Genomic DNA, 17209 nt, shown 5'->3' on the forward strand with positions numbered 1-17209 from the left:
CACCCAGACAAGTGAATTCGCGGTAATGCTGCGGGGCTTGCCAGAAAACTGTGCCCGGCATAGGTCACCTTATGCCCCTTTCTGCCCCGCACCCCATCGATTCAGACGGCGTTCTGCGCTGGTACGACGCTCATGCGCGCGATCTGCCTTGGCGCGTTTCGCCTGAGGCGCGCAAACAGGGGATAAAACCGGATCCCTACCGGATCTGGCTCAGCGAGGTCATGCTGCAGCAGACAACTGTTGCAGCGGTAAAAGCCTATTTCACCCGCTTCATCAGCCTTTGGCCAAGCGTGCATGATCTGGCGGCAGCCCCGCTCGACAGCGTGCTGCGCGAATGGGCGGGCTTGGGATATTACGCCCGGGCGCGAAATCTTCACGCCTGTGCGGTCGCGGTGGTCGCCGAGCATAGCGGCACATTTCCGCAAACCTCCATTGCTCTCCAGAGTCTACCCGGCATCGGCGCCTACACTAGCGCGGCGATCGCTGCCATTTGCTTTGATGAAGAGATCGCCGTGCTCGATGGCAATCTCGACCGCGTCCTGGCTCGTTACTACGCCCTAGATATACCGGTCCGCGACGCCAAACCCGAGCTTCGCTCTGCCTTGCAGCTTGCTGTTCCCTCGCGCGCTGGCGATTTTGCCCAGGCCATGATGGATTTGGGGGCCACGATTTGCGCTCCCCGCACTGCATCCTGCCTGATTTGTCCTTTGCATGATGGGTGCGAAGCCCGCCAAGAGGGGCAGCCGCTGGCCTATCCCGTCAAACCGGTCAAAGTCGAAAAGCCTGTCCGCAAGGGCCATGCTTTTGTCATGCTCGATAGCGCAGGCGATGTTTATCTGCGTACTCGTCCGAGCAAGGGCCTTCTCGCCAGCATGACCGAAGTGCCGACGTCTGTTTGGGGCGATAGTCTGGGCGAGCCGCTATACCCTGTCTCCGCCGATTGGCGCCCGCGCGGGCAAATCGTCCATGTCTTCACCCACTTCCGGCTGGAGCTGGAGGTTTGGTCTGCCGTGGTGCCAAGCGATGCACTCTCCGAAGGCTGGTGGGCAGAGCCTCAGGCGCTCAAGGGCGAGGCCCTGCCGACGCTTTTCCGCAAAGTTCTGGCAGCTGCAGGCTTTGAGTACGCCGTCTAAAACCACAGCAAGCCCATTGGGACTACATCGTACCAAGCGTTCTGAATGCACACGGCCTTGCGCCTTAATCCCTCACGCTGAAATCCGAAGCGCTCATAAAGGGCAATGGCCTTCGTATTGCTGGCATATACCTCAAGCTCAATCCGCTTGAAGCCTTCTTCTTTTGCCGCTGCGAGTGCCGATTTCATGAGCGCGCTCCCAACGCCTCTCCCCCGAAAACCACTCATGACGCCCATGCCGAGGCTGCCGACATGCCTTGCCATATCGGGTTCGCGGCAGATATCGCACCAGCCGATGACCACATCTTGGTTTACCGCAACCAAATGTGGGTTCCGCCTTTCAATATTGTGGGCGACGAAGTTTCGGGTGCGTTCGATGGGCGGCGCATCGGTCATCCGCAGATATTTCTGCTCCCGTGCCACAGCGCCCACCACAGCATTATACCCCGCAGCATCACCCAAGGTGATGGCGCGAATAGTGACCACCATGTCTCATCCCCCAGCAACAAAAAGGCCGCTGGCGAACCAGCGGCCATATAGTAGCCTGACGAATGCTTTGGAGGTCAACCTCAGGCAGAAAGTCGGTCGAGTTGTTGGCGGATGCCTTCCCGAAGACTATCAATCGGGGCGACAGCGCCGTTCTGTTCGTGGTGCCAGAAAGTCCACCCGTTGCATGACTCAGCTCCAGTCACCAGAGCGCCGACCTTGTGGATCGAACCCTGATGGTGGCCTGAGACGAGTGAGCCGTCTGCACGAACCATGGCAGTGAAACGTCGTTGGCTATCAAAAAGTTCAGCGCCGACTTCAATTAGTCCCTGTTCAACCAAGGAACCGAATGGAATGCGCGTTTCTTTGCGCTTTGGCTTAATCTGTTGCAGCGCTTCGAAAACACCTGGGCGAATGGCGGCGATACGCTCACGTGCACCCTTGATGTAATTTTCTTCGCGGTCGATCCCAATAAAGTGACGACCCAATTTGCGGGCGACGGCGCCAGTGGTGCCGGTGCCGAAGAATGGATCGAGCACAATATCGCCTGGCTTAGTGGTCGCGTTCAGGATGCGGAACAGCAGCGCTTCCGGCTTCTGCGTCGGATGCAGCTTGCTGTCGTCTTCACCCTTGAGGCGCTCATTGCCGGTGCAGATCGGGAAGAGCCAGTCCGACCGCATCTGCGTGTCGTCATTGGCCAGCTTCATGGCTTCATAGTTGAAGGTGACGCGGCTCTTCTGGCTTTTGGCAGCCCAGATCAGCGTCTCATGCGCATTGGTAAAGCGTGTGCCACGGAAGTTCGGCATCGGATTGGCCTTGCGCCAAACGATGTCGTTCATCATCCAGAACCCAAGGTCCTGCAATGCCGTGCCAACGCGGAAAATGTTGTGATAGGAGCCGATGACCCACATCGCCCCATCGGGCTTCAAAACGCGGCGGGCAGCAGCCATCCAAGCGCGTGTGAACTCATCGTAATGGGCGAAGCTTTCAAACTTGTCCCAATCGTCATCGACGGCGTCGACTTTGCTCTGGTCCGGGCGGGTGAGGCCCTGTTCCAGCTGCAAATTGTATGGGGGATCTGCGAAAATGAGATCGATAGAGCCGGCCGGCAAGCTGTTCATATGGTCGATGCAATCGCCCATAAGGACAGTATCGATCGGAAGACGTGAAGTCTCCCTTTCCGCATCGGTCTTGGCGACCGCACGCGCGGTACTCAACATGCTCTTAACCCTAACGCAATACTAACAAGCCCGTTATAGCGTGCTGAAGTTAATGGAGCGTTCTTAATGGGTTAGCGAGGAGTTAATTCTCCAATTCTCTCGCATTACCTGCCGCCAGCAGGGCCGCTATTGGGGCGAATTCACTGCGGTGGTGGCGACATGGGCCGTTTAATTTCAAGGCCTTCATATGCGCGGCAGTGCCATATCCCTTGTGGCCGGAAAAGCCAAAATGGGGCGCGTCAGCATCCATAATGGCACACATGCGGTCGCGCGTGACCTTGGCGACAATAGACGCAGCCGCAATTGACACGCTGCGCCCGTCACCACCGACCAGAGCAATTCCGGGACAGGGCAGGGCCGGTGGCACATCGCGCCCATCGATAAGCGCTCGGTCGGCCTTTTGCGGGAGGGCTGCAACGGCCTTGGCCATAGCCGCAAGCGTCGCCCCACGAATGTTAAGGGTTTCAATGTCCGTCGGCGGCGCGCTCACGATAGCGACGTCGGCGCAGGCCATGATCTCTTCATAAAGCGCCTCGCGCTTTGCCTCGGTCAGCTTCTTACTGTCGTTGAGCCCTTGCGGGATGCGGTTGGGGTCCAAGCGAACAGCCGCAACCACCACAGGCCCTGCAAGGGGGCCGCGTCCCGCTTCATCGACACCGGCGACGTAGAGTGCGCCGCGATCGAGCAACATGGCCTCATGGCTAAAGTCCGGCCCGGCAACGGGGGCGGTGAAAATATCTGCTGAAGCTGTGTGAAGATCTTTTCGCTTTGCCATAGGGATACCTCAAACCAAGCCGATTGTTGGTATCGGCAAGCCCAGCAGGTTGATACAAGAGTCTGGTTGAGGAGCAAAGGAGAGGAGTTCACGTGCGTCGATCTGGTTTCGCTCTTGTCCCATTGCTGTTTTGCGTCTCAGCCGCCGCTCAGCCGTTTCAGCATTCGTCGGGCGAGTATCGCGAATACAATCGCGATTGGCTCGCTGCCTGTCCCAATTTCATCGATGAAGAAGCGAACTCTTGGTACGGCTACTCGTGCTTTGCCAGCACTGCCAGCCAAGAGATGAATTCGGCAAACCTGCCCGTCTATAAGCTGACAATGGTGCTCAACCGCTTAGATGGCGCGACCGATATCGCCATCACCGTCGCTGCCGACAAGCTGAGCTATGACCAGTCGCGACCCATACAGCTCAAGTTCACCAACCTCCCGCCGATTGCGCTGAAGATGGGTACTTCGTTGGAAATCCGAGACAACACCATCAATCAGTTCTTTATCTCGGATGAAGCGCTCTCTGCGACGGTTCTGGAACACATGAAGGAGCGCAACGCTCTCATCCTCTCGGTGCCGGTCGTGGGTCAAATACGACCGGTCGAAACGCGCCTTTCGACACAGGGCGTTCTGGCTTCGCTGGACTTTATGTCTACGCACGCGCGCAAGGTCGCCCAATACTAAGTCCAGAGGTGACGCCTCTGTTGCCATGTGCTAACCGAGCCCCGCAATTGAAGGCTTGGATATGACCCTTAATCTCGGCGCTGGCTTACTGTTTGATATTGATGGCACTTTGATGGAGAGCGATCCGATCCATCTCGCGGCTTTCAATCAGGTGTTTGGCCCTTATGGGCATGTCATTGACCACGAGATCTACGCCAAACATATTCAAGGCTTCGCCAATGAAGCCATCGCTGCCCATTTCATTCCCGGCGAAAGCCTCGAGCGCCGTAAGCAAATTCTCGACGGCAAGGAAGCGCTGTTCCGCGAATTGGTCGCGACTTCGATTGAGCCGCTCGCGGGCTTGATGGATCTACTCGAATGGGCACGCAGTCACGCCATTCCCATGGCCGCTGTTACCAATGCCCCAATGGCCAATGCCGACCTCATCATCGATGGCATCAAAGCGCGGTCGTATTTTTCTCACATCATCTCAGCCGATGATCTGGCGCAGGGTAAGCCGCACCCACTGCCTTACCTGACAGGCCTTAGCCACCTCAACGCGGTGGCGGCCAACAGCGTCGCATTCGAGGACTCTCGCACCGGCATAGCCTCGGCCACAGGTGCAGGCATTACCACAATTGGCCTCGCCACCGGCATTTCCGAAAGCGAACTGCGCAAAGCAGGCGCGACCCTTGCCACGCCTGACTACACCAATCCCGCCGTGCTCGATCTGATCAAATCAAAAGTGCTAGCCGCTTAGAAAAGGCTCAGCTGATTGGTTTCGAGCTTGGGCGCCACGAAAAGATCATTGCGCAGTGGTGGCAGCTTGGCGTCGAGCCCATAGCGCTCCCGGGCCTTTTCAAAACGCTGGCTCAGCAGCGTGGCATAGGGGCCTTCGCCGGTCATGCGCGTGCCAAAGCGCGAGTCATAGTCTTTGCCCGCGCGCGTGTCGCGCACCAGCGAAAGCACATGCCGTACGCGATCGGGGAAATGGCGCAACAGCCATTCGCGGAACACATCGCGCACCTCGCCCGGCAGACGCAGCAGGATCATCTGTGCGCTGATCGCCCCTTGCGTTTTGCCCGCATCAAGAATGCGCTCCAATTCCATATCATTGATCGCCGGGATCATAGGCGACGCAAAAATTGCGGTCGGTACCCCGGCCTCACTCAACCCCTTTATGGCCTCAAGACGACGGGCAGGCGAGGAAGCGCGAGGCTCCATCTTGCGGCTCAGCTTGTGATCCATCGACGTCACCGAAATGGCAACTTTGGCCAGACCAAGCTTGGCCAGTTCTTCCAAGAGATCGAGATCGCGCAGAATAAGAGCCGATTTTGTGGTGATCATCACCGGATGCTTGGTCTCCAGCATCACCTCCAAAATCCCACGGGTCAGCTGGTGCTTGCGCTCGGCTGGCTGATAGGGGTCGGTGTTGGTGCCCATGGCAATTGGCTTTGGACGATAATTCTTGGCGGCGAACTCGGCCTTGAGCGTCTCGACCGCATTGGTCTTCACATAAATATCGCGCTCAAAATCAATCCCGGCTGAATGCCCGAGATAGGCGTGGCTTGGTCGCGCAAAGCAATAAGAGCATCCATGCTCGCAACCGCGATAAGCATTGATCGAGCGCTCAAAGGCGATATCGGGACTGTCATTGCTGGTGATGATCGATTTGGCGCGTTCGGTGTGTTCCACCGTTTCGAACACCGGCATGGGCTCTACATTGTCCCAACCATCGTCAAAACTTTCGCGCTGGAACGCTTCAAATCGGCCACTGGCATTGGACTGCGCACCGCGCCCGCGAATACGATCCGGGTTGACCAGTTCGCGGCGCGTCAGGTCTGCATCCCTGCTGCGGCTAAGACGTTCCAATGCTTCGAAAGAGGGGGCCTGATAAAGCGCCATCTGGTGTCTCCAGCTCAAACCCGACGGAAGAATCGCGCTCTTCAGCCGACATCTTCTCATTAGGTTAATTAGGAGAACGTAACAAGAACAAATAAGTTCCGCGAGGTGCCTTTGTGCGTCATGTGGTCAAGGCTGCCATGCACTTCAAGACTTTACGAAGGGAGGCAAGGGGCATAGAGAACTTGGCTCTGTCTTGCTCACTCGCAGTTCTCCAAGACGCCCAAGGCGCGTTGGATGCCCTAGTGTCATCCTACTGACATGACCTGACACCGAAATTAGACACTGCATCGCAACTGAACCAGAGCGGCCTCCCGTCGTCGGTTCTGTTTGCGCTTATTTTTTGAGGTAATACGATGTCGCAAGCGACGATGGACGGAGCCGTTAAGGCTGCGCCACACCAGCCGGAAGATGCGGCGCGCAATAATCTGGTCATAGCCCTTTTGCTGGTGTCGGCCTTTGTCATGTTCTTGAACGAGACCATCATGAGCGTTGCCATTCCGCAGCTCATGATTGATCTCAACATCACGGCTGGTTCTGCCCAGTGGCTGACGACAGCATTTTTGCTGACTATGGCCATCGTGATCCCGATCACCGGCTATTTGCTCCAGCGCTTCCACACGCGTCCGATTTTCACGGCGTCGATCTCGATTTTTTCGGTCGGCACTCTGATCTGTGCGATTGCGCCCGGCATTGAGCTGCTGATTGTTGGTCGTGTCGTGCAGGCCGTTGGCACCGCGATCATGATGCCGCTGCTGATGACCACCGTTATGTCGCTGGTTCCAGCAAATGGCCGCGGCAAAGTTATGGGCAATATCTCCATCGTTATGTCGGTGGCGCCTGCCATTGGCCCGACCATTGGTGGTTTCATCCTCGCCCACTTCGCTTGGCGCTATATGTTCTACTTCACCCTGCCGATTGCGATTGTTACGCTGGTCGTCGGCTACCTCAAGGTTCAGAACGTTTCCGAACCGCGCAAGACCCCGCTCGACGTCATCTCGGTGATCCTGTCGGCGCTCGGTTTCGGTGGTCTGGTCTTCGGTCTCTCGAGCTTAGGCGGCGGCGGTCATGGCGGCAGTGTTGAACACGCCGCCGAGCAGGGCGCGTCGATGCCGGCTTGGGTTCCTGTGGTCGTCGGCGTTGTCGCTATGGCCATTTTCGTCTGGCGCCAGATCCAGCTGCAGAAGTCCGACAAGGCTCTGCTTGATCTGCGCGTTCTGACCCACGGCAATTACTCTGTCTCGCTGGTCACCGCCTCTTTGGCGATGGTGGCGCTGCTCGGGTCCTCGATCATGCTGCCGCTCTACACCCAGCAGGTTCTCGGTCTTGATACGCTGCAGACCGGCATGCTCATGCTGCCCGGTGGTCTGATCATGGGCGTTCTCGCGCCGCTCGTTGGTCGCCTCTATGACCAATACGGCCCGCGTCCGCTGATGGTGCCGGGTGTCTTCGCCGTTTCCGCTGTCATGTGGTTCTTCAGCTTCGTCGGTACCGATACCCCGGTCTGGCTGGTTGTCGCCGCCCACATCATCATGAGCATCGGCCTGGCGTTCGTCTTCACCCCAATGTTCACCGCCGCCATGGGTTCTGTTCCCAAGCCGCTCTATTCGCACGCCAGTGCGACCCTGAGCTCGGTGCAGCAGGTTGCTGGTGCCGCAGGTATCGCGCTCTTCGTGGCGCTGATGAGCCTGACCTCTGCCGCACAAATGGCTGAGGGCATTGCCCCAGTAGAAGCTATGGCCGCAGGCGTTCGGGCCAGCTTCATCTGCGGTGGCATTGCCACCGTGCTGATGCTGATTGCCGCTTGGTTTGTTAAAAAGCCGGAAGGCGAAGGTCCGGGCGAAGGTTTCGCTGGCCACTAATGAAAAACGAAACGGCGCCCTCAGGCGCCGTTTTTTTATGCTGTTATCGTTCAGAAAGCCGGGGCATCAGCTCGACGAAATTACACGGCTTATGCCGGTAATCGAGCTGGTGGGTGAGAATACCTTCCCACGCATCGCGACAGGCGCCGCGCGAGCCCGGTAGGCAGAACACAAAGGTCTCGCCAATCAATCCCGCAGTCGCACGCGATTGGATCGAGCTCGTCCCCACTGTGGTGGCCGAATATTGGTGAAAGAGCACGGAGAACCCCTCCATGCGCTTATCGAACAAAGGCTCGATGGCCTCTGGGGTCACATCGCGCCCCGAAAACCCGGTGCCGCCCGTGGTCAGCACCACGTCAACATCGGGGTTGGCGACAAAGCCCTGCACCACGGCGCGGATCTTTTGAATGTCGTCGCGCACCACCGCGCGCTCAAAGCAGGTGTGGCCATCCGCTTCGAGCAGCGATTTGAGCAGCGCGCCGCCAGTGTCAGTTTCCAGAGTACGCGTATCGGAAACCGCCACGACCGCTATGGTAAGGGGACGAAACGCCCGATCGTCAAACCTTGCTGCCTTGAACATAGCCGTCTCCATTCGTGTTCCGCAGTTCCTCTGGCACAGCTTCTTCGCTCGCAACAGAAAAATCCTGCGACGCCTCGATGTCGCTGCGCGGATCAAGATTCACCGTTTCTGGCGTCTCAGTCCCCATTGGTTTGAATGGCGCGCGTTCCGACGCATCTTTCGATTTGCGGGCGCGCATACGCAGCAGTGCAAAAGTGGCGACCAGCGCGTGGAAGGTTGCCGTCACCATAAACAGCGCCATCGGCGCAATTTGCCCCATCAGGATCGACGCAGCCGTCGGGCCAATGGCAAGGCCGATCCCGTGGATCAGCAACATGCCACCCGCCACCTTGGCGAATTGGCCATCGACAGCAAAGTCGTTCGCATGGGCCACAGAGATCGGGTAGAGCGGGTTCGCCGCCAGCCCATAAAGGCCAAATAGCGCGAACATCAGGAAGCCGGGCCCAGGGTTAAAGAGGACAACCAGCAGCCCCACGGCAGCTGCGCCAAAACCGAGGCCTGCCATAACCTTGCGGCGGTCGATCTTATCGGACAAGCGTCCAAAGGGGATCTGTCCGATAGCGCCAGCAATAGCAGCAATGGCAAACAGCAGCGCAATACCGCTCGCGTCCATTCCCTGCTCAAAGCCGTAGACCGGCGCGAGCGTGCCGAACGCACCATTGGCCATGCCACAGCAGAGCGCGGCAACAGCCGCTACCGGCGATGTCTTGATCAACAGGGGCAGGTCGAGCTTGGCCGAGGTCAGAGGACGCGGCTGTGGGCTCGACGTCATGGCGGTTGGCAAAACCGCGCAGATAAAGCTGATCGCGCCGATAATGAAGGGGATATAGCCCGCAGTGCCCGTCACCGACATGGCCAATTGGCCCATGGTCGAGGCGGTCATATTGATGGTGGTGTAGATCGAGAAGATGGTGCCGCGGCTGCGATTGTCAGCCACTTCATTGAGCCAGCTCTCGACGATCATTGCCGCGCCGGCAAAACAGAAGCCAGAGAGCGCGCGCAACACGATCCAGCTGACATCGTTGATCATCAAGAGATTGAGAAGGATCGTGATAGTGCCGATCGCCGCCATCACCGAAAAGGCGCGAATATGCCCGACCTTGCGCACCACAAAGGGCACGAAGATAGAGCCAGCCACAAAGCCTATCGACCAGCCCGTGCCGATCAGACCGAGCGAAAACAGTGAGAAGCCTTCTTCTGCGCCACGGACGGAAAGCAAAAGCCCCTGCAGGCCGCCGCCGAACATCAGGAGTGCCGAGCCGAGGAACAGGGCGTAAATTTTAATGACGGAAGCCATGCCGCAAAACGTACCCGCTAAATTATTCTGGTCTTCAACCAGTCCAATATGACCGTAACGCGACACACCGCGAACAGTCCGGGGATTATCTTTGAGCAAGTACGAACACAGACTTAAGGCAGAGACAATTCTGCCATTCTTGATCTGAAACTTAAGAGGTCGCGCCAAGCCTGCTGCTTGGCAGCCGGGTTGCGCAACAGATAGCCGGGCGGCAGCGTAGCAATCGCTGGCACACAATGGCTGCCAATGCTCACATCCTGCCACTTGCCGCGCATCTTGATGATGCTGCTCGTGGACTGGAACACAGTCTGCGTCGCCATCTGGCCCATAGTCATCACGAGGCGCGGCCCGATCAGCTCAACATGGCGGTGCAGGAAGGGCAGGCACAAAGAAAGCTCTTCGGGCGTCGGCGCGCGATTACCGGGCGGACGCCACGGAATGGTGTTGAGCGCATAAACGCTGTCCCAATCGAGCCCGATGGAGGCGAGCATCCGCGTCAGCAAATCTGCAGTTCGCCCCGCAAATGGACGCCCTTCACGGTCTTCATCTGCCCCCGGAGGATCGCCGATAATAACGATCTTGGCCTCAGGATTGCCCTCGCCGAACACCAATTGTGTGGCGCGAAATTTGAGGCCACACCCGTCATAGCTTTCGAGGGTTGTCTTAAGCGCCTCTAAGGTTGGGGCTTCTGCGGCCAATCTTTGGGCTTCACCCGGGTCGCCACCGATTGGTCCCGCCAGCGGTGGCGGGGCTGCAGGCTGGGACGCCTGTTGCATAGACTGTACAGCAGCGCGCGGCGCGGCAGCCTGTTGTGTCTTCTGCGCAAACCGATCAATTGCGTCCTCACCCACGGCGAGGTCGACCCCGGCTGCTCGATACCATTCGAGAACCGAGAGCAATTCGTCGTTGTTGAGTTGCTGATCTTGAGACATTGCCCCTGTTATGTCACACCCCAACGGGTGCGAACAGTCGCGCGCGGGCCCCAAAGGTAGAATCCACATGGCTGAAGCCGGCAATAGAGAGATACTGTCCACAGATGTGCTGATTGTCGGGGCCGGTCCTTCCGGGCTTGCCGCTGCAATTCGCCTCAAACAGCGTTTCCCTGACATTGCCGTGACCGTGGTGGAAAAAGCCGCCGAAATCGGTGGACACATTATTTCCGGAGCCGTCATGGATCCGGTCGGCCTCGACGCGCTGATCCCCGACTGGCGGCTCAAAGGCGCGCCCGTCGGCCCCGATGTGACCAGCGATTCCTACCATTTCCTGACAAAAACCGGTGATTTCCCGCTCCCGCACGCACTCGTGCCGCCGCAACTCAAAACCAAGGATGGCGTGATCATCAGCCTTGGCCGCTTAGTGCAATGGCTAGGCGAGCAGGCCATGGAATTGGGCGTCGATATCTTCCCGATGACCGCTGCGGTCGACGTGTTGCAATCAGAAAACGGCCCGGTGCGTGGCATCATCACCGGCGACCTTGGGCGCGCCCGTGACGGCAACCCCAAGGATGGTTTTGCCGAAGGCATAGCGCTCGAAGCCAAATATACGCTCATTGCGGAAGGCGCGCGCGGCTCGCTCGCCAAACACGTGATCGCCGATTTTGACCTCGCGAAAATCCCACAGCACTATGGCCTCGGCATCAAGGAAGTTTGGCAGGTGTCGCCGGATAAACATCAGCCGGGCAGGGTGGATCATTACCTCGGCTTCCCGCTGGGCAATGACACCAATGGCGGTGGCTTTGTCTATCACGCCGAAGACAACAAGCTCTATGTCGGCCACGTCACCTATCTCGACTACGCCGACCCCAGCCTTTCGCCCTTTGACGAGTTCCAGGCTTTTAAAACCCACCCCTCCATCGCCAGCCTCCTAGAGGGCGGCGAGCGTCTATCCTACGGCGCCCGCACTATTGCGGCCGGTGGCTGGCAATCTATCCCGAGCCTTGCTTTCCCCGGCGGTGGCCTCATCGGCTGTGCGGCCGGTTTCATGAATGCCCCGCGCTTGAAAGCCATTCACAATGCCATTCTCTCCGGTATTGGTGCCGCCGACGCGGTCGGCGCTGCGGTCGCCTCTGGGCGCGCCCATGATCGGATCGAGGATTTCGGCAAGTCGATCATGCGCACCGGTATCGCCAAAGAACTGCAAGGCGTTGCCAATGCCAAACCCCTTTGGAGCAAGCTCGGCACCATCTTTGGTTCGCTGGCGATCGGCACCGATCTTTGGTTCTCAACCATTTTCAAGGCCTCCCCGCTCAAGCTGGCGGGCGTGCCAACGCGCGACGCCGAAAAGCTCAAGCGCAAATCGGGCCCCGGCAAAACCTATCCGCGCCCCGATGGCAAAATCACCTTTGACCGCAGCTCGTCGGTGTTTCTGGCAAATCTCGCTCATGACGAAGACCAGCCTGTCCACCTCAGGCTGGCCGACCCAACCATTCCCGTCCGCGAAAACCTGCCCAAATTCGGTGAGCCCGCGCCGCTCTATTGCCCTGCTGGCGTTTATGAGATGAGCGAAGATGGTGGCGCGCCGGTGTTCCGCATTCATGCCGCTAACTGCGTGCATTGCAAAACCTGCGATATCAAAGATCCTGCCCAGAACATCACATGGGTCCCACCTGAGGGTGGCAGCGGTCCAAACTATAGCGGTATGTAATTTTTCTTGGGGTACAGCTGCCCTTGCGGCGCAGTCCTAAAACGGACAATCTTTGCCGCCAATGCTGCCATTGTGGCCAACGGAGAGTTCAGAACAGTGAATTTCCTATCGCATCGTTGGGCGAAACGCCTGATTGTCACTGCATCCGTCGCGCTCTTGGCATCGCCGATTGCAGCGCAAACAAGCTTTGATCTTTCAAACGTCGCGCGCAATATCATCAATCTCGTACGCCCTTCGGTGTCCGGCGCCTATCTGGCTGGTAATCAGTCGCTCGCCGAACTGAGCACTGAAGACGCCGCCCGCTTTTATCAGGACGCGGCTGAGGCTGATTGGGACAACAACATGCTGGTGGAGCGCGCCTTTATTGCGCTCGCTGCTGATGGCCAGATCGGCAAAGCCGCCTCAACGGCGCGCCGCTCGCTTGAGCTCGATCGCAACAATGATTTGGCCAAGCTGATTGTTGCCACCGAAGCCCTCAAAGAGCGTCGGTATAGCTCGGTTGAACGTCAGCTTGAGAATGTTACCCCCGGCAGTTTTTCGGGCATCACCGCTTATATCCTGCGCGCTTGGGCCCTGGTTGGCGACAACAAGGGCGCTGAAGCCGACACGCTGATGAAGGATCTCGGCGAAAGCGGGCTGGAAGACTTTCTCGTTTTCCATCGCGCATTGATGGCCGAAACCTCCGGCAATCAAAAGCTTGCTCTCCAGCTGGCTGAGCGCGCCTATGATGTTGAGCCCTATGTTGCGCGCATCGCCGAAGTTTACGCGCGCCTGCTGGCGAACAATGGTCGCTTTGACGAAGCCACAGACGTGCTCGATGAATATGAAGCGCAAGGCATTTCGCATCCGCTCATCACCAGCGTCCGCGAAGCCGTCGATCAACAGCGTAAGCCAGGGGCCTTTGCCACCAATGTGCAGATCGGCGCCGCCGAAATGTTCCATGGCATTGGCATTGCCCTGACCCGTGATCGCAGCTTCGACCTCGCCCTTCTGTTCATGCGCTTGGGCACATATCTCGATCCATCTGCCGATGTGATTTCACTGGCGGTGGGGCAGATTCTCGACGTCGCCGGTCAGCATGAAGATGCCAACGTCATTTACGACGCGATCCCAGCAACTTCTGCAATGAAGCCGACTGCCGTCGTGCGCATTGCTCAGAACCTCGACAATATGGGCGACCGCGAGGAAGCCATTCGTCGTCTCACCAATATCGTCGCCATCAATCCTGAGGACATCGAAGCGGTCGCGGCGCTGGGTGATCTCCTGCGGACCGACGAGCAGTACCTCGAAGCGGCAGACGCTTACACTAAGGCGCTCGACATCACCGGTGGCGAGCAGGCCTCCGATTGGCGCTATTATTATGTTCGCGGCATTGCCTATGAACGCGCCAAGGAATGGCCGAAGGCCGAAGCTGATTTCCTCCGCGCCCTCGAGCTTAATCCCGACCAGCCGCAGGTCCTCAACTACCTCGGCTATTCCTGGATCGACATGGATATGCATCTTGATCGCGCTCTGGGCATGATCGAGAAGGCCGTCGAGCAGCAACCGCAGGATGGCTACATCATCGATTCCTTGGGCTGGGCCTTCTACAAGCTCGGACGTCTCGATGAAGCGGTGGAAACACTCGAACGCTCGGTTATGCTCCTGCCCAACGATCCAGAAATCAACGATCACCTCGGTGACGCTTACTGGAAAATTGGCCGCAAGAACGAAGCGCGCTTCCAGTGGACGATTGCCAAATCGGTGGACGATATTGGCGTTGTCACAAAACGCGTGGACCCGAAACTGGCTGATGGCCTGACCCCAGCGAACGAAACCAAGTAAGCGCGCGTTGATGGTCGTTTATCAGCAGGATGCCCCAGCCAAGATCAATCTTGCGCTGCACATCACCCGTCGGCGTGAAGACGGCTATCATGAGCTGGAAAGCCTGATCGTCTTCGCGGGCGTGGGGGACGACCTCGATGGTGAGCTTGCCGAAGCGGATAGTCTGACCATCAGTGGCCCCTTTGCCGCGGGGCTTGATGCAGGACCATCCAATCTTGTGCTCAAGGCGGTTGCGGCTTTCCGCAATCGCTGGCCCCACCTCGCCCCGCAGGGGCTAAAGCTTCACCTCACCAAAAACCTGCCGGTCGCTTCTGGCATCGGCGGTGGCTCGGCCGACGCTGCCGCCGCGCTGCGCATTCTGCTTGATATCGCGCCTGAGCACCCGCCCATGGGCGAGTTGATGGACCTCGCGACAACACTGGGCGCTGATGTCCCGTGTTGCCTCGTGTCGCGCCCACTCGTTGCGCGTGGCATTGGCGAAATCCTTTCGCCCTTGCCAGATTTCCCCAAGCTCTACATCGTGCTCGTCAATCCACTGATCGGCGTTGTGACGGCAGACGTATTCCGTCGCCTGCGCAGCCACGACAATTATCCCTTACCTCAACTACCCGAGGTGCTCACGCGCCCGGCGCAATTGGGCCTTTGGCTGGCAGAAACGCGCAACGATCTTGAGCCGCCCGCGGTCAAGCTCGTGCCCGAAATTGGTATTTTGGTGGATGAGCTAGCGGAAACGCACGGCTGTATTCTCGCCCGCATGTCAGGATCGGGTGCAACCTGCTTTGCGCTCTTTGGCGCCGAGGGGCAGGCGCATGAAGCCGCGGCCGAAATGGGCCGCCTGCACACCGATTATTGGGTCGCTGCAGCGCCACTTCTGCAGCCAAGCAGCTAATCGCCGCTTGGCTCAAATCTTTTCGGAAAACTTGATCCGCGCTTAGGCCGCGCGGCCAATCGAATGCACGACAACGTCGGCCAAAATGGTCTTCATCTCGCTGTCGGGCAGGGCGTCGAGAGCTGCGATAGCCGCCTGCGCATGCGCTTGAGCTTTTTCGAGAGTCTTGGTCAGCGTGTCATAGCGATTGAAGATCGCCACAACCTGCGCCACTTCCAAATCACTCGCATCCATATTGCCCAGCGCCGACGCAATGAGCGCACGTTCGCTTTCGGTCGCCGATTGCAGCGCCAGAATAACCGGCAGCGTCATCTTGCCTTCGCGCAGATCGTCGCCGACGTTCTTGCCGAGCGAGGCGGCCTGCCCACCATAGTCCAGCGCATCGTCAACGAGCTGGAAAGCGTTGCCCAATTCAAGCCCATAAAGCTTGAGCGCATCACGCCCAGCCTGATCGGCACCACCAGACAATGCACCCACTTCGCACGCTGCTTCAAACAGCACAGCTGTCTTGGCGCGGATCACGGCCGCATAGTCTTCCGGCGTGGTCGTCAGGTCGCCAGTCTTGGAGAGCTGGAACACTTCGCCTTCCGCCATAATCGCAGAAGCCGAGGACAGCACGCCAAGCGCTTCAATATTGTTGGTTTCCACCATCATCATGAAGGCCTGCCCAAGCAGGAAGTCACCGACAAGAATGGAAGCCTTATTGCCCCACACCATGCGGGCCGCAGGCTTGCCGCGACGCATGTCGCTCTCGTCCACCACGTCGTCATGCAACAGCGTGGCATTGTGCATGAACTCAACTGCCGCAGCGAAATTCACCGCATAAGGCGTTTTCCGCCCAAACAGAATTGAGGCTGCGACCGTCAACATGGGGCGCAAGCGTTTGCCGCCACTGTCGATGAGGTAGCGGGCCAACTCGGGCACCATGTCCACATGGGAGTGTGCGCGAGACAAAATCATCTCGTTAACGAGGGCCATATCGTCAGCGGTCGCGGCCATAAGCCGTTCAACCGGGTTCATCGCTGGCGCTTCTTTGGTCTGGGGCAGAACCGACACCGTCGTAAAGTCCTTGTCGCCTTGGTGGCAAATCGGGTTGAGACTGTCGCGCACTCCCATATAGGATAACGCGAAGTAAGCCATCCGGATGCGATGTCCCTAGACCAGCCCACCGACTTTGTAAAACATCAAACACTAACGCGCGACGCCTTTTTGGGTGGACGCCTCACTCTGTCTCAACCTCAAAAAGGCTTTAGGGCCGGGCTAGACAGCGTTTTGCTTGGCGCCTCCGTCCCTCAGCACACAGGGCATCTCCTCGATTTGGGGGCTGGTGTCGGCACAGCCGGGCTCGTTGCCATGAGCCTTGATCGCACCGATCAACTCACTCTAGCCGAACGCGATTCGGATATTGCCCTGATTGCGGAGGCCAATATCCGCGAGAACGGCTTTGCCGAGCGCGCTCGGGTCATCACTGCCGATATCACTTCACCCACAGCGCGCCGCGACGCAGGTTTCCCCGAAAACGCCTTTGATTGTGTTATCGCCAACCCGCCCTATTTTGACGCAGGGCGTGGCACGGCTGCATCGGGTGCCTACCGGCAAGGCGCACGACACATGGCCCATTCTGAGCTGGAACTCTGGGGCAAGGCTGCAGCCGGTGCCGCGCGGGCCTCGGGCCTCGCGATCTTTGTTTATCCTGCGACAGGTCTTGCGGCTCTCATCGCCGCCTTCGATCAGCGCTTTGGTGCTATCGAAATTCTGCCCCTTGCGCCGCGCCCCGGCCAGCCTGCCTCACGCGTTCTTATTCGCGGGCGCAAAGGTTCGCGCGCGCCACTCACGCTCCACGCCACGCATTATCTTCACGGCGATCAAGGCAATGAGTTTAGCCAAGAATTTTCCGCAATCCTTATGGGGCATGGGCCCTTCGACTGGTAATCGGGCCTTACGCA

Annotated in this window: 16 protein-coding genes; 8 read left to right on the top strand and 8 right to left on the bottom strand. The window is 58.5% G+C overall.

The window, feature by feature from the left end:
• Nucleotides 1-95 precede the first annotated feature (95 nt).
• A complete protein-coding gene (locus JHC09_RS06735; RefSeq protein WP_199531451.1) occupies nt 96-1133 on the top strand; it encodes an A/G-specific adenine glycosylase in 1038 nt (345 codons plus the stop codon).
• Here JHC09_RS06735 and JHC09_RS06740 read toward each other — a convergent pair.
• The 3 genes from JHC09_RS06740 to JHC09_RS06750 form a co-directional block, all read right to left on the bottom strand.
• A complete protein-coding gene (locus tag JHC09_RS06740) occupies nt 1130-1621 on the bottom strand; it encodes a GNAT family N-acetyltransferase (RefSeq protein WP_199531310.1) in 492 nt (163 codons plus the stop codon). The genes JHC09_RS06735 and JHC09_RS06740 overlap by 4 nt on opposite strands.
• A gap of 80 nt (nt 1622-1701) precedes the next feature.
• Entirely contained in the window at nt 1702-2760 is a 1059-nt protein-coding gene (locus tag JHC09_RS06745; protein WP_248306034.1) for a site-specific DNA-methyltransferase, read from the bottom strand.
• A gap of 160 nt (nt 2761-2920) precedes the next feature.
• Nucleotides 2921-3529: a ribonuclease HII gene (locus JHC09_RS06750; protein WP_211200587.1), complete on the bottom strand. Its 609-nt coding sequence runs from the start codon at nt 3527-3529 to the stop codon at nt 2921-2923.
• 176 nt (nt 3530-3705) lie between these two features.
• On the opposite strand from JHC09_RS06750, the gene JHC09_RS06755 reads away from it, so the two are divergent.
• Both JHC09_RS06755 and JHC09_RS06760 read left to right on the top strand, forming a co-directional pair.
• Nucleotides 3706-4287: a hypothetical protein gene (locus JHC09_RS06755; RefSeq protein WP_199531313.1), complete on the top strand. Its 582-nt coding sequence runs from the start codon at nt 3706-3708 to the stop codon at nt 4285-4287.
• A gap of 61 nt (nt 4288-4348) precedes the next feature.
• Entirely contained in the window at nt 4349-5026 is a 678-nt protein-coding gene (locus JHC09_RS06760; protein WP_182394838.1) for an HAD-IA family hydrolase, read from the top strand.
• Here JHC09_RS06760 and JHC09_RS06765 read toward each other — a convergent pair.
• Nucleotides 5023-6171, bottom strand: coding sequence for a PA0069 family radical SAM protein (locus JHC09_RS06765; RefSeq protein WP_199531314.1), 1149 nt, complete (start codon nt 6169-6171; stop codon nt 5023-5025). The genes JHC09_RS06760 and JHC09_RS06765 overlap by 4 nt on opposite strands.
• A gap of 353 nt (nt 6172-6524) precedes the next feature.
• Here JHC09_RS06765 and JHC09_RS06770 point away from each other — a divergent pair, with 353 nt between their 5' ends.
• Nucleotides 6525-8030: an MDR family MFS transporter gene (locus tag JHC09_RS06770; protein ID WP_169195893.1), complete on the top strand. Its 1506-nt coding sequence runs from the start codon at nt 6525-6527 to the stop codon at nt 8028-8030.
• Nucleotides 8031-8073: 43 nt separating this feature from the next.
• Here the strand turns inward: JHC09_RS06770 and moaB are convergent, their stop codons facing one another.
• The 3 genes from moaB to JHC09_RS06785 are packed head-to-tail and all read right to left on the bottom strand — an operon-like array spanning nt 8074 to nt 10839.
• On the bottom strand, nt 8074-8610 hold the full coding sequence (gene moaB / locus JHC09_RS06775; RefSeq protein ID WP_199531315.1) for a molybdenum cofactor biosynthesis protein B: 537 nt from the start codon (nt 8608-8610) through the stop codon (nt 8074-8076).
• The gene (locus JHC09_RS06780) at nt 8588-9973 is read right to left on the bottom strand and encodes an MFS transporter (protein WP_349236520.1); all 1386 of its coding nucleotides are present in this window, start codon (nt 9971-9973) and stop codon (nt 8588-8590) included. Before JHC09_RS06780 ends, moaB begins: the two co-directional genes overlap by 23 nt.
• A 47-nt stretch (nt 9974-10020) precedes the next feature.
• The gene (locus JHC09_RS06785; protein ID WP_199531316.1) at nt 10021-10839 is read right to left on the bottom strand and encodes a uracil-DNA glycosylase; all 819 of its coding nucleotides are present in this window, start codon (nt 10837-10839) and stop codon (nt 10021-10023) included.
• 67 nt (nt 10840-10906) lie between these two features.
• Between JHC09_RS06785 and JHC09_RS06790 the strand changes: the two genes are divergently transcribed.
• The 3 genes from JHC09_RS06790 (at nt 10907) to JHC09_RS06800 (ending at nt 15263) form a co-directional block, all read left to right on the top strand.
• Entirely contained in the window at nt 10907-12550 is a 1644-nt protein-coding gene (locus JHC09_RS06790; RefSeq protein ID WP_199531317.1) for an electron transfer flavoprotein-ubiquinone oxidoreductase, read from the top strand.
• A 96-nt stretch (nt 12551-12646) separates the two neighbouring features.
• On the top strand, nt 12647-14374 hold the full coding sequence (locus JHC09_RS17170; RefSeq protein ID WP_199531318.1) for a tetratricopeptide repeat protein: 1728 nt from the start codon (nt 12647-12649) through the stop codon (nt 14372-14374).
• Between the two features lie 10 nt (nt 14375-14384).
• The gene (locus JHC09_RS06800) at nt 14385-15263 is read left to right on the top strand and encodes a 4-(cytidine 5'-diphospho)-2-C-methyl-D-erythritol kinase (RefSeq protein ID WP_199531319.1); all 879 of its coding nucleotides are present in this window, start codon (nt 14385-14387) and stop codon (nt 15261-15263) included.
• Nucleotides 15264-15305: 42 nt separating this feature from the next.
• Here the strand turns inward: JHC09_RS06800 and JHC09_RS06805 are convergent, their stop codons facing one another.
• On the bottom strand, nt 15306-16283 hold the full coding sequence (locus tag JHC09_RS06805) for a polyprenyl synthetase family protein (protein ID WP_169195936.1): 978 nt from the start codon (nt 16281-16283) through the stop codon (nt 15306-15308).
• A 252-nt stretch (nt 16284-16535) separates the two neighbouring features.
• Here JHC09_RS06805 and JHC09_RS06810 point away from each other — a divergent pair, with 252 nt between their 5' ends.
• Nucleotides 16536-17195: a methyltransferase gene (locus JHC09_RS06810; RefSeq protein ID WP_199531320.1), complete on the top strand. Its 660-nt coding sequence runs from the start codon at nt 16536-16538 to the stop codon at nt 17193-17195.
• Nucleotides 17196-17209: the final 14 nt, after the last annotated feature.

The organism is Devosia sp. MC532 (genome assembly GCF_016461625.1).
GTDB lineage: Bacteria > Pseudomonadota > Alphaproteobacteria > Rhizobiales > Devosiaceae > Devosia.